Here is an 11,536-nt window from a genome sequence, read left to right as displayed (position 1 = left end):
GCGTTGGAGGGGGATGCGGAAGCGGACAGCGTCAGTGGACGGCGTTGACGACGCTCGAGATGAGGATCGTGAAGGCCGTCGTCCAGGCGACGATGGCGATGCCCTGCCAGAGGAGGATGCGCGCCTTGGTGACGCCGGCCGCGGCGAGCATCGTCGCCGTGAACTGGGTGGGCAGCAGGAGCGGACCGAGCAGGCTCACGCCGGGGACGCCGTAGCGCTCGAACGCGCGCTGGAACTTCGCCTTCCGCGGGGTCGTCTCCTCGACGGGCACCGATGCGTCGATCGGGTCGACGGCGCTCTCGGATCCTCCGCCGACGACGACGGACTCCCGGGCCTTGAGCTGGGCGCGTCGACGCGACACGACAGCGTCGCGGGCACCGGATCCGAGGAGCACGAGGAGGGCGACGCACGCGAAGTTGCCGATGATCGCCGCGATCGCGGCGACGATCGGGTGGATGCCGCCGATGATGCCGATCGTGGTGGCCCCCTCCCCCTCGATGAAGGGAACGGCTCCGGCGAGGACGACGATGAGAGGCTGGAGGAACTCGGGGACCTGGGCGACGAGGTCCTGGAAGGTGTCGATGAGGTTCATGAGGGGCTCCTGTCGAGGCGGTGGTCCGGACGGGACCTGTTCGGTCCGTCGGTGATGACACCAGTCCATCGCGGACGACCTTCGCGCAGAAGTGCCGTCCCGTCACCGGTTCTCGGGCACATCGCACGACCGATCCGTGACTTTTGTCACGTCCATAGGATGGGCGGGTGATCCCTTCCTCCGCGCCCGCGCATGACGCCGTGGCCGACGCTGACGCGAACGCCCGCGCCGCCGTCCGGCTCTCGCGCGGCGTCACGGCGACCTGGTGGTACACCTTCGGCGGCATCGTCTTCTTCGAGGTCATGATCGTCTTCGTGTGGGCGACGGCGCTCCTCGAGCGCGGCGACGGGCTCGAGGCGGCCCTCACCGTCTTCATCGGGGGGCTCGTGTGGGTGGGGGCCACCGTCCCGCTCCTCCTCGACTACCGCAACACGGCCGAACTGACGGCGGCCTCGCGAAGGCGGCGCGCCATCGCGCCCATCGCCGCCTCCGCGGCGTACGGGGTCGTCGCCCTGCTCGTGAGCGGGGTCTGGACCTTCGCCGCCGTTCCGCTCATCGCCGCGATCGTGCTCCTCACCTGGCCGCCCGGCGTACGTCGCCGCATCACGGTCGGCAGCATCGTCGTCATCGCCGCACTCTGGTTCATCGACACGCGCTCGACCCTGCGGGCTGAGGACGTCTCGAGCCTCTACATCATCGGCTTCTTCTCGATCATGCTGCCGCTCATGTCCGTGATCTCGGTCTGGTGGTGGGACGTGCTCGACATGATGAACCGGGCCCGGGCCTCGGAGGGTCGGCTCGCCGCCACCCAGGAGCGGCTGCGCGTCGCCACCGACGTGCACGATCTGCAGGGCCACCACCTCCAGGTGATCGCCCTGCAACTGGAACTGGCCGAACGACTGCTCGCCGCCGATCCGGCCGCCGCGCTCGAGCAGGTGCAGGCGGCGCGCGTGAGCGTGGCCGAGGCACGTCAGGGCACGCGCGACCTCGCGACCCGGTTCCGCTCGGCGCCGTTGAGCGTGGAGCTCGCGAACGCGGTCGATCTGCTGCGCGCCGCCGGCACCGTCGCCGAGCGGACCGCCGACCCGGACGTCGACAGCGCCCCCGGCGACGTCTTCGGTCCCGTGATCCGCGAGACCACGACGAACGTGCTGCGGCACGGAGGGGGTGCGTGGGCGCGTCTGTCCCTCACACGCACGGGCGGGGCCTGGCGTTTCGAGATCGCGAACGACGCGGGCGCCGAGCGTCCGGCGGACGCGGGGACGGGCGGTGGCTCGGGCCTCGAGGGCATCGCACGGCGAGCGGCGGACGCGGGCGGCACTCTCGAGGTGCGACCGGAGAAGCAGTCGTTCACCGTGATCGTCACGGTCCCCATCACGACGGAGGACGCGCGATGATCCGTGTCCTGATCGCCGATGACGAGGGCATGATCCGCTCGGCCCTCGCCGCACTCCTCCGGCTCGAGCCCGACATCGACGTCGTCGCGGAATGCGCCGACGGCGAGCAGGCCGTGGCCGCGGCCCTCCGGCTCGAGCCCGATGTGTGCCTCCTCGACCTCGAGATGCCCGGCCTCGACGGAGTAGAGGTGGCCGAGCGGGTGACACGCGCCGTCGCCACGCGCTGCATCGTCATCACCCGGCACGCGCGGCCCGGGGTGCTGCGTCGGGCGCTCGCGTCGGGTGTCTCGGGCTTCCTGCCGAAGTCCCGCGGCGCCGACGAGGTGGCAGCCGTCATTCGGCGCATCGCGGCCGGCGAGCGGTACATCGACTCGGAGGTGGCCGCCGACGCCCTCCGCGACGAACGCTGCCCGCTCACCGACCGCGAGCTCGACATCCTCCGCGCCGGCCGCCGCGGAGAGACGACCGGCCAGATCGCGCGCACCCTCTCCCTCGCTCCCGGGACCGTGCGCAACCATGTGTCCGCGATCCTCGCGAAGCTCGCCGTGAGCACTCGACAGCAGGCGGTGCTCACCGCAGAGGAGGCCGGCTGGATCTGACGGGGAGCACCACCCCGTCAGCCCGACTGAGCCAGGCTCGTCACGAGATTGATGGCGACCGCGATCGCGAAGGTCCCGAAGAAGTAGGCGAGGAGAGCGTGCCCGAACGCGATCCGACGGGAGGGCGTGGAGGACTGCGTCACGTTGCCGGCGTTGTACGACATGCCGATCGCGAATGCCGTGTAGGCGAAGTCGCTGTACGAGGGGTCCTCGTCCTGGTCGACGTCGAAGCGGTGACGGTCGTCGTGGTAGTACATGCGGGCGTACTTGAACGCGTAGACGGTGTTGACGAGCGCCCAGGCCGCGACCACGCCGACCACCGCGAGGATCGCGGCGGCGACACCGACGGGGTCCCGCGGCTGGCTCCGCACGAGTGCGAAGACGACGGCGACGACGCTGAGGAACGTCGCGCAGATGATGAGCGAGTCGACGAGCCGCCTCGCCCGATCCTCGTGGAGTGCGAGCTCGCGTGTCCGCTCCGGACCCGCCGGCCACGCCGTCGTCCACGACCACGCCAGGAATGCGCAGGCGGCGACCGCCCACCCGATCAGCGGTGCGAGCTCCGGGGCGCCGACGAGCGTCGCGAGGAGCGCGACGAGCAGTCCGGCGATGGCCGAGACGCCGGCCTTCACAGCGATTTGAGACATGGGGATCTTTCCAGTGTGTGGTGCTGCGGCGAGGCGCTCGTCATCCGCGAGGCGATGGTGAGGCGGGCACGTAGAGGCCCGAACGCTGTGCGCGCACTGCGGCGAGGGCCCGCGACCCTGCCCGCAGCTTGCTGAGGATGTGTTCGAGGTGCGCCGCCACGGTGCGCGGCGAGATGACGAGCACGTGGGCGATGTCGTGATTGGAGCGTCCGTCGATCACGAGGCCGAGTACTTCCAGCTCCCTGGGTGTCAGACCGCCCAGATGACCGGCGGGGGACAGGACGACCATTCCCGTGAGCGCGGATCGCAGGCCGTCCTCGCAGCCGAGCACCGTCACGCGCACGTGGCCTTCGGGCGCGTGACGACCCCCTCTCGGCCAGAGGAACGACGAATACGTCTGCTCGCGGACGAGTGCCGCTCTGGCCACGACGAGCATCTCGGAGTCACGGGCCAGCAGGGTGTCGCCCGGGAGGCCCGGCAGAGCATCGGTGCCGTGGCGTCCCGGGAGGATCGCGATTCCCGCGAAGGCACCGCGCACGAGCAGGGCTCCTGCTGCGGCGGCTCGCAACGGATCCACGCCCGAGGCCAGCCACGGGAGAAGTCGCGCGAGCGCATTCTGGATGGCGGCGGGACAGGGCTGGGGCCGCACGAAGAAGAGTGTGAGGAAGCCGATGCGACGGTGCCCCTGCGCGAACATCGCAACCGAGAGGCCCCCGCGGTAACCGGTGGGGAGAGCGCCCACCGTCGACGTACGACCGGCACCCGGATGGGAGGGAGGGGGAGGCCGTCTTCTTGTCAGGATCGTACGGTTCGACCCCGGTCGTCGCGACCCCCGAAACCACGTGGATACCACCCAGGGACCGCACGGTCGACTCGTCGAGCGCTGTGCTCGCGAGCGACGTCCAGGCACCGCCGTCCGGGTGAGCGAGAGCCATCCAGGCCGCGTCGAAGGCGATGTGCCTGCCGAGTTCGACGAGGAGGGCGTGCGCGCGATCCTCGACACGGCCTGGCCTCGCGGCGATGTCTGCGAGCGCGAGAGCGGCGTTGGTCATGCCAGCCCTCCCCTGCGAAGACATCGGATCGACCTGTGCAGACGTCGGAGAGCACTGCGTCGGTCGCGACCGACGCAGCCTGCGATGTCCCTTCCATCTGTCTATCACCGTGCGGTATCGGTGTCACTGTCTGCCTGCCGAGATGGGCAGGACTGCCGATGGCGGGTTACCGGTCCGAGGAGTCATATGGAGGCACCCGCACACCTGGCGCGGCAGGTGTGCGGGTATGTCCGAAGATCACGAACGAGAGGCGAGGAGGAGACCATGAAGGCGGTCGTCTATGAGGGTCCGAACAAGGTCAGCGTGAAAGACGTCCCGGACGCCCGGATCGAGCGGCCCACCGATGTCCTCGTGCGGATCACCGCCACGAACATCTGCGGCTCCGATCTGCACATGTACGAGGGTCGGACGGACTTCGAGCAGGGCCGGTGGTTCGGCCACGAGAACATGGGCGAGGTCATCGAGGTCGGAGGCGCCGTCCAGAAGGTCGTCGTCGGAGATCGGGTGGTGCTTCCGTTCAACGTCGCGTGCGGATACTGCAAGAACTGCGAACGCGGACTGACCAACTACTGCATGACCGCTCAGCCGGTGAAGGAGTGGGCAGGCGCTGCGTACGGTTTCGCGGACATGGGTCCGTGGGCCGGCGGGCAGGCCGAGCTGCTGCGGGTGCCGTGGGGGGACTTCAACTGTCTGCGACTCGGCGAGGACGCCGACGAGAGGTCGAGCGACTACGTGATGCTGGCCGACATCTTCCCCACCGGCTATCACGCCACGGAGATGGCCGGGGTCTCCCCCGGCGATCAGACCGTCATCTACGGCGCCGGCCCCGTCGGCCTGATGGCCGCGCTCTCCGCCACCATCCGCGGAGCGAGCAAGGTCATGGTCGTCGATCGTCATCCCGACCGGCTCCGACTCGCGGAGTCGATCGGCGCGATCGCCATCGACGACTCGAAGGTCGACCCCGTCGACGCCGTGCTCGAGGAGACGATGGGTCTCGGCGCGGACAACGGGTGCGAATGCGTCGGCTATCAGGCACACGACCCGCAGGGCGTCGAACACCCGAATGAGACCCTGAACCGGCTCGTGCGGTCCGTGCGCTTCACCGGAACAATCGGAACGGTCGGCGTCTTCATCCCGCAGGATCCCGGGGCTCACGACGAGCTGGCCAAGGAGGGGCAGATCGCGTTCGACTTCGGCCTGCACTGGTTCAAGGGCCAGCGCATGGGAACCGGTCAGGCCCCGGTCAAGCGGTACAACCGGCAACTGCGCGATCTGATCGCGGCCGGCAAGGCGACGCCATCGTTCATCGTCAGCCACGAGCTGCCGCTGGACGATGCCCCCGACGCCTACGAGCACTTCGACAACCGGGACGACGGATGGACCAAGGTCGTCCTCCGTCCGGGCGACTCGAGCTGATCCACCACGACGCGGGATCGATGTCCCGCGTCCCCGCGAAAGATGACGATCGGCTCCGTCCAGGGGAGCTCGACACGGAGGAGTTCGACATGGGTCTCAAGAGGACGATCGCCGTCGGTGCGACCGGGGTAGCCGCAGGGCTCGTGGCCAGAGCACTGGTCCGGGAGATGCGTAATGGGGAGGGCGAGGGTTCGCACCCCGAGGGGTGGAAGTCGGTGACCATCCTGGGAGACTCGGCGGACTTCGCCGTCGATGGCTACCCTGAGCCTCTGCGGGATCTCGCGCCGATGCTGGAAGTACGCGTCGACAGGGCGCCCGGCGACAAAGGATTCGAGGTACACGCCCGCGTGCTCCACGGATCCGAGCTTCCCCCCTCCGTCGATGACGACGACCCGGAACGGGCGCTGAGACGGGCGTTGCGGGATGCGAAGCAGGTGTTCGAGACGGGAGAGGTCCTCCGAGCCACTCCCCGCCCGCACGGGCACCGGCCGAGCACCGTGTTCGGGGCGATCGTGGACCGGGCCGAGGACGACGCGAAGGGCGAGGGTGTGCTGTGAAAGCCCTCTGTTGGACCGGCGTCAACAAGGTCGCGGTCGAGACGGTCGACGACCCGGTCATCCTCAACGATCAGGACGCGATCGTCCGTGTCACACTCAGCACCACGTGCGGCTCCGACCTCCATCTGCTGGGCGGATACGTACCGACGATGCGCGCCGGCGATGTGCTCGGGCACGAGTTCATCGGCGAGGTGGTCGAGGTCGGATCGGCCGTGACCAAGCACCGCGTCGGAGACCGGGTCGTCGTCTGCTCGTTCATCAGCTGCGGCCGGTGCTGGTACTGCCGGAACGAGCTGTACTCCCTGTGCGACAACGGCAACCCCAACGCCGGCATCCCCGAGATGCTGTGGGGCCAGGCACCCGGCGGCTGCTACGGCTACTCGCATGCCCTCGGCGGCTGGGCCGGCAGTCACGCCGAGTACATCCGAGTGCCGTACGCCGACCAGGGCGCCTTCACCGTCCCGGAGGGGGTCAGCGACCAGCGCGCCCTCTTCGCCTCCGACGCCGCCCCGACCGGGTGGATGGGGGCAGACCTCGGCGGTGTCAAACCCGGAGACACCGTCGCGGTCTGGGGCGCGGGCGGGGTGGGTCAGATGGCGGCGCGCGCCTCCATCCTGCTCGGCGCGGAACGTGTCATCGTCATCGACCGGTATCGGGAACGCCTCGCCCAGGTGGAGCGGGTGATCGGCGCGGAGACGATGAACTACGAGACGACCGACGTCCTTCCGGAACTCCGTGAGCTCACCGGCGGTCGCGGACCCGACGTGTGCATCGAGGCCGTCGGGATGGAGGCGCACCACGACGGCGCCGACTTCGCGTTCGACCAGCTCAAGCAGCAGCTGCGACTCCAGACGGACAGACCCACGGCCGTGCGCGAGGCCATCTTCGCCGCGCGCAAGGGGGGAAGCGTCTTCGTCCTCGGTGTGTTCGGCCTCTTCGTCGACAAGTTCCCGCTGGGACCCCTCATGAACAAGGGCCTCACCCTCCGCTCCGCGCAGCAGCACGGACACCGCTACATCCCGATGCTGCTCGAGAGGATGGCCCGCGACGAACTCGTCACCGAGCACCTGGCGACGCACGTGATGCCGCTTGCGGAGGGACCGGAGGGTTACACGATGTTCAAGGAGAAGACCGACGGGTGCGTGCGGGCCGTCTTCCAGCCCTGAGGACTCCTCGGTCGACCCGCCGTACGACGGGCGACTACTGCGAAAGGATGAGGCCGGTTCCTCCCGTGGGGCGATGCCGCGGCCGGGCGTCCGCGCGAGGCTGGATGCATGAGAGAAACATCGCGGAACACCCCGTCCACCGTCCGGTCTCGCACCACGGATCCCGCCTACAGCGTCCTGACGGTCGCCGCCGGAACGCTCCTCCTGGCCGGCACCACGTCGACCGTCGCCGTCAGCACCCTGGAGCTCGCGCAGACCCTGTAGTCGGGGGCGCGGCTTTGCCCATTCCGCCCGCTCGGTGCGCGAATTAGGTTTCCTGTATGAGACTGACACCGCCACCGGCCGGCGCGAGCTGGACCCACGTCGGAGCTCGAGCGGGTTTCGAGATCGCCTTCTTCGACGACGTCAGAGACGGCCATCGGCTGACCGGTCAGACGACGGCGCACGAGTCGCTCGCGCTGTGGTCGGTCGGGTACGACGTGACCGTCGACAATTCGTGGACGACGGTCTCGGCGCACGTCACGAACCTGACCACGACGGGCCGGAACGAGCTGGTGCTGACGCGGGCCCGCGATGGAGAGTGGGCAGCGAATGGCGAGCGACGACCGGAGCTCGACGGGTGTCTCGATGTCGACTTCGAATCGTCTGCCGTCACGAACACTCTCCCGGTCCACCGTCTCGAGTTCGTCGAAGGGGAGGGCGTCGATGTGCCCGCGGCCTTCGTCCGAGCCGACGATCTCCGCGTGGAACGTCTCGAGCAGCGCTACACATTGGTCGAGGCCGCGCCCGAGTGGCTGCTCTTCCAATACGAGTCGTCGACGTTCGATTTCTTCTGTGAACTGCGATACGACCGTGCAGGACTCGTCGTCGAGTATCCGGGGATCGCAACCCGGCAGGGGTAGCAGATCGGCAACGGGGACGATCGTCACCACCGCCTTGCGGCGCGGGAAGCGAGTTCGATACCGTGCGCCCCGGGGGACGTGAGGCTGTTACACGGGATACGCGAGCGCGTCCTCCGCGGAGAAGACGAAATGGACGGCAGTTGCCGGCTGCAGGTCCAGGTCGGCGGCCTCCGCCGGGGTCACGTCGGCGGCGATCCGGCCGGCCCGGATGCGGACGACGTCTCCTCGTGGTTCGACGTCCGACACGGTTGCCGTGATCGTGTTGTCGTGGTGCCCAGGGTCAGCCAGCGCGAGCACGCGCACCGCGGAAGGACGCACCGCGAGAGCAGCCGCCGCGCCCGGTTCGAGCGCACCGGCCGATCGAGCGGAGAGCCGCTGCCCGTCATCCAGCACGACCGCGCCGTCGGCGTCAGCCGTGCCGACGAGCAGGTTGAGGCCCGCGAGACCGGCCGCGAACGGCGTGGTGGGCCGGTCGAGTACGGCGCGCGCGGGCCCGGCGTCGACGACCCGGCCCGCCTCGAGAACCACGATCCGGTCCGCGAGCGTGTACGCGTCGAGCACGTCGTGCGTCACGACGATCGCGGTGCGGTGCTGCAGGACCTCGCGCAGCAGACGACGGATCGCCGGCGCCACGGACACGTCGAGTGCGGCCAGCGGCTCGTCGAGGAGCAGGAGCTCCGGTTCGGTCGCGAGCGCCCGGGCGACCGCGACGCGTTGCGCCTGCCCTCCGGAGAGTTCCGCCGGTCGGCGGCGGGCGAGGTCGGTCGCGTCGACCCGCTCGAGCCACGCGTCCGCCGAACGCCGCGCCTCGGCGCGCGACGCTCCCGTGCTGCGCGGCCCGAACGCCACGTTCTCGCGCACGGTCAGGTGGGGGAAGAGCAGTGCCTCCTGGGCGAGCAACGAGACGCCGCGTCGCCATGCCGGCAGCACGACCTGGCGGCCGCTCGACCCCACGTCGAGGAGCACGCGGCCTCCGAGCGTCGCGCGACCGCGATCGGGTGCGATGAGCCCGGCCGCGAGGCCGAGGAGCGTCGACTTCCCCGCCCCGTTCGGCCCGAGGAGCGCGACCGTCTCCCCCTCGGCCACGGTGATCCGTGCGTCGAATCCGCGAGAGAGCACCTCGGCGTCGACCTCGAAGGTCACGATCCGCTCCCCCGGAGCCTGCGCCCGCTCGACTCCCCCACACGGTGCGCGACAGCGACCACGATCACCGCGACCACGACGAGGACGAGCGAGAGCGCGACGGCGGCGTCCGGGTCGCTCTCGCGCTGCAGGTAGATCTCGAGCGGGAGCGTGCGGGTGACTCCCTGGAGCGAGCCGGCGAACGTGAGTGTGGCCCCGAATTCGCCGAGTGCGCGCGCGAACGACAGCACGGCGCCCGACAGCACCGCGGGCAGCACGAGCGGCAGCGTGATGCGCCGCAGCACCGTGGTGGGTCGTGCTCCGAGCGTCGCCCCGACCGCCTCGAACCGGGTGCCGACGGAGCGCAACGCCCCTTCGAGGCTCAGGACGAGGAAGGGCAGCGCCACGAACGTCTGTGCGAGCACGACCGCCGTGGTGGAGAACGCGATGGACACGCCGAGCGCCTCGAACGACTGCCCGAGCAGCCCCCGTCGCCCGAACGTGTAGAGCAGCGCGATGCCGCCGACGACGGGCGGGAGCACGAGCGGGAGCAGCACGAGGGAGCGGAGCACGCGCTGCCCCCAGAAGTCGGTGCGTGCGAGCATGACGGCCATCGGCACCCCGACGATCACGCAGAGGACCGTCGCCGTGAGGGATGTGCGCAGGCTCAATCCGAGCGCGTCGAGCGACGAGCGCGACGTCACGAGCGGCACGAACTCCGCCCAATTGACCCGGAGGACCACCGCGAGCAGCGGGAGGAGGACGAACGCCGCACCGACGGCTCCGAGCGCGACGACCCAGCCGGGGACCCCGAGGGGAGCGGCGCCTTGGCGGCCCCGCGGCGGGCCGGGCGGGCGGCGTCTGATCGGCGCGGCCGTCACGGCGAACCGAAGCCGGCGGACGCGAGCACGTCGCGGCCGTACTCCCCCGTCACGAGATCGACGAAGGCCCGGGCCGCGGCCGGGTTCGCGGCGTCCGCGAGCGGGGCGATCGGGTAGACGTTCACGGCCTCCCCCGCCTCGGGGACCTCGATAGTCCGCACGGCGTCGCCCGCAGCGAGCGCATCGGTCGCGTAGACGAGCCCCGCGTCGGCCTCGCCGCTCGTGACCTTGCCGAGCACGTCGGTGACGGAGGACTCCTCACTCACCGGGGCGATATCGACCCCCGCGGCGCTCTGGAGCACGGTCGTCGCAGCGCCGCACGGCACCTGCGGAGCACAGACGACGGTCCTCACGTCGTCGCTCGCGAGGTCCGTCAGTCCGCCGACGCCGCCCGGATCGTCCGGCGGGGTGACGATCACGAGCGTGTTGGAGGCGAAGTCGAGGGTGGCGCCCGCGCCGATGAGACCCTCGTCGGTCAGGGTCGCCATGGTCCGCTCGTCGGCCGACGCGAAGACGTCCGCCGGAGCACCCTCGACGAGCTGGGTCACGAGATCGGAAGAGCCCGCGAAGGTGAGCTGAACGCACACGCCCGGGTTCTCCTCCTCGAAACGACGGGCGAGCTCGGTGAAGGAGTCCTCGAGCGAGGCCGCGGCGAACACCGCGACGCTTCCCGTGAGCGCGCCGTCCTCCGTCGTTCCGGCGGCGTCTCCTCCCGTATCCGTGGCCGTGCAGCCCGCGAGCGCGAGGGACGCGAGCGCCAGGACGGCGACCGCGGCGCGTCGGATCCCCACGGCTCAGGCCCTCCCGCCCGGCGTCTCGATCATGACCGTCGTCGCCTTCACGACCGCGATCGCGATGGAGCCGGGTTCGAGCCCGAGCTCGCGCACGGCCTCGCTGCTCATGAGCGACACGATGCGGTGGGGGCCGCACTGCAGCTCGACCTGGGCCATGACCGTGTCGGTCGTGATCTCGGTGACGACACCGACGAGGCGATTGCGCGCCGACCGGCCGATCTCCGACGGGTCCGCCGGCAGCACCGCGTTGTCGCGGGCCAGCCGGGCGATCGCGAGGGCGTCCACGACGCCCCGACCCGCCGCGTCCTTCTCGCCGGCGACGACACCCGTGTCGATCCAGCGCCTCACCGTGTCGTCGCTCACCCCGAGGAAGCGCGCGGCGTCCTTCACCCGTATCTGCGTCACGAGACA

At 70.3% G+C, this 11,536-nt stretch carries 14 protein-coding genes; 7 read left to right on the top strand and 7 right to left on the bottom strand.

The genetic code is table 11. The features are described from left to right. Window positions 1–31: 31 nt before the first annotated feature. Window positions 32–592 (bottom strand): small multidrug efflux protein, encoded by a 561-nt coding sequence (locus tag ELQ94_RS00905; RefSeq protein ID WP_127046258.1) that lies wholly within the window; start codon window positions 590–592, stop codon window positions 32–34. Window positions 593–759: 167 nt separating this feature from the next. On the opposite strand from ELQ94_RS00905, the gene ELQ94_RS00900 reads away from it, so the two are divergent. Together ELQ94_RS00900 and ELQ94_RS00895 are read left to right on the top strand one after the other, a co-directional pair. Beyond that, entirely contained in the window at window positions 760–1,989 is a 1,230-nt protein-coding gene (locus tag ELQ94_RS00900) for a sensor histidine kinase (RefSeq protein WP_243696806.1), read from the top strand. Continuing rightward, window positions 1,986–2,588, top strand: a complete 603-nt coding sequence (locus ELQ94_RS00895) for a response regulator transcription factor (protein WP_127046256.1) — start codon at window positions 1,986–1,988, stop codon at window positions 2,586–2,588. The genes ELQ94_RS00900 and ELQ94_RS00895 overlap by 4 nt, the downstream gene beginning before the upstream one ends. A 17-nt stretch (window positions 2,589–2,605) precedes the next feature. Here ELQ94_RS00895 and ELQ94_RS00890 read toward each other — a convergent pair whose 3' ends face one another. Together ELQ94_RS00890 and ELQ94_RS17655 are read right to left on the bottom strand one after the other, a co-directional pair. Next, entirely contained in the window at window positions 2,606–3,235 is a 630-nt protein-coding gene (locus ELQ94_RS00890; protein ID WP_127046254.1) for a DUF1345 domain-containing protein, read from the bottom strand. A gap of 40 nt (window positions 3,236–3,275) precedes the next feature. After that, window positions 3,276–3,977 (bottom strand): response regulator transcription factor, encoded by a 702-nt coding sequence (locus ELQ94_RS17655; RefSeq protein WP_127046252.1) that lies wholly within the window; start codon window positions 3,975–3,977, stop codon window positions 3,276–3,278. A 574-nt stretch (window positions 3,978–4,551) separates the two neighbouring features. On the opposite strand from ELQ94_RS17655, the gene ELQ94_RS00880 reads away from it, so the two are divergent. The 5 genes from ELQ94_RS00880 to ELQ94_RS00865 all read left to right on the top strand — a co-directional run bounded on the left by ELQ94_RS00880 (window position 4,552) and on the right by ELQ94_RS00865 (window position 8,328). Further along, window positions 4,552–5,703 carry a glutathione-independent formaldehyde dehydrogenase gene (locus tag ELQ94_RS00880; RefSeq protein WP_127046250.1) on the top strand — a complete coding sequence of 384 codons (1,152 nt, stop codon included), beginning with the start codon at window positions 4,552–4,554 and terminating at the stop codon, window positions 5,701–5,703. Between the two features lie 89 nt (window positions 5,704–5,792). Further along, window positions 5,793–6,260: a hypothetical protein gene (locus ELQ94_RS00875; protein WP_127046248.1), complete on the top strand. Its 468-nt coding sequence runs from the start codon at window positions 5,793–5,795 to the stop codon at window positions 6,258–6,260. Then, on the top strand, window positions 6,257–7,426 hold the full coding sequence (locus ELQ94_RS00870; RefSeq protein WP_127046246.1) for a zinc-dependent alcohol dehydrogenase: 1,170 nt from the start codon (window positions 6,257–6,259) through the stop codon (window positions 7,424–7,426). The genes ELQ94_RS00875 and ELQ94_RS00870 overlap by 4 nt, the downstream gene beginning before the upstream one ends. A 108-nt stretch (window positions 7,427–7,534) precedes the next feature. Then, window positions 7,535–7,690 carry a hypothetical protein gene (locus ELQ94_RS17180; RefSeq protein ID WP_166404612.1) on the top strand — a complete coding sequence of 52 codons (156 nt, stop codon included), beginning with the start codon at window positions 7,535–7,537 and terminating at the stop codon, window positions 7,688–7,690. A gap of 56 nt (window positions 7,691–7,746) precedes the next feature. Beyond that, window positions 7,747–8,328, top strand: a complete 582-nt coding sequence (locus ELQ94_RS00865) for a putative glycolipid-binding domain-containing protein (RefSeq protein WP_127046244.1) — start codon at window positions 7,747–7,749, stop codon at window positions 8,326–8,328. Between the two features lie 87 nt (window positions 8,329–8,415). On the opposite strand, the gene ELQ94_RS00860 is transcribed toward ELQ94_RS00865, so the two are convergent. From ELQ94_RS00860 to ELQ94_RS00845, 4 genes are read right to left on the bottom strand one after another with little or no spacing between them, the layout of a single operon-like run. Next, window positions 8,416–9,471: a sulfate/molybdate ABC transporter ATP-binding protein gene (locus ELQ94_RS00860; RefSeq protein WP_127046242.1), complete on the bottom strand. Its 1,056-nt coding sequence runs from the start codon at window positions 9,469–9,471 to the stop codon at window positions 8,416–8,418. Further along, complete coding sequence (locus tag ELQ94_RS00855) at window positions 9,468–10,316, bottom strand: ABC transporter permease (protein WP_127047218.1); 849 nt, start codon at window positions 10,314–10,316, stop codon at window positions 9,468–9,470. The genes ELQ94_RS00860 and ELQ94_RS00855 overlap by 4 nt, the downstream gene beginning before the upstream one ends. Window positions 10,317–10,327: 11 nt before the next feature. Beyond that, on the bottom strand, window positions 10,328–11,122 hold the full coding sequence (gene modA / locus ELQ94_RS00850) for a molybdate ABC transporter substrate-binding protein (protein ID WP_208007483.1): 795 nt from the start codon (window positions 11,120–11,122) through the stop codon (window positions 10,328–10,330). Window positions 11,123–11,125: 3 nt separating this feature from the next. After that, on the bottom strand, window positions 11,126–11,530 hold the full coding sequence (locus ELQ94_RS00845; RefSeq protein ID WP_127046240.1) for a TOBE domain-containing protein: 405 nt from the start codon (window positions 11,528–11,530) through the stop codon (window positions 11,126–11,128). Window positions 11,531–11,536 lie beyond the last annotated feature (6 nt).

It is taken from the genome of Labedella endophytica, assembly GCF_003990045.1.
Taxonomy (GTDB): domain Bacteria; phylum Actinomycetota; class Actinomycetes; order Actinomycetales; family Microbacteriaceae; genus Labedella; species Labedella endophytica.
The sequence above is the reverse complement of the archived record's forward strand: the minus strand, read 5'-3'. Positions and strand labels throughout refer to the sequence as shown.

Bases quoted from the DNA above. Each gene is read 5' to 3' on its own strand.
- ELQ94_RS00890 (WP_127046254.1), bottom strand. From the start codon at position 3,235: ATGTCTCAAATCGCTGTGAAGGCCGGCGTCTCGGCCATCGCCGGACTG.
- ELQ94_RS00905 (WP_127046258.1), bottom strand. From the start codon at position 592: ATGAACCTCATCGACACCTTCCAGGACCTCGTCGCCCAGGTCCCCGAG.
- ELQ94_RS00865 (WP_127046244.1), top strand. From the start codon at position 7,747: ATGAGACTGACACCGCCACCGGCCGGCGCGAGCTGGACCCACGTCGGA.
- ELQ94_RS00895 (WP_127046256.1), top strand. From the start codon at position 1,986: ATGATCCGTGTCCTGATCGCCGATGACGAGGGCATGATCCGCTCGGCC.
- ELQ94_RS17180 (WP_166404612.1), top strand. From the start codon at position 7,535: ATGAGAGAAACATCGCGGAACACCCCGTCCACCGTCCGGTCTCGCACC.
- ELQ94_RS00880 (WP_127046250.1), top strand. From the start codon at position 4,552: ATGAAGGCGGTCGTCTATGAGGGTCCGAACAAGGTCAGCGTGAAAGAC.
- ELQ94_RS00875 (WP_127046248.1), top strand. From the start codon at position 5,793: ATGGGTCTCAAGAGGACGATCGCCGTCGGTGCGACCGGGGTAGCCGCA.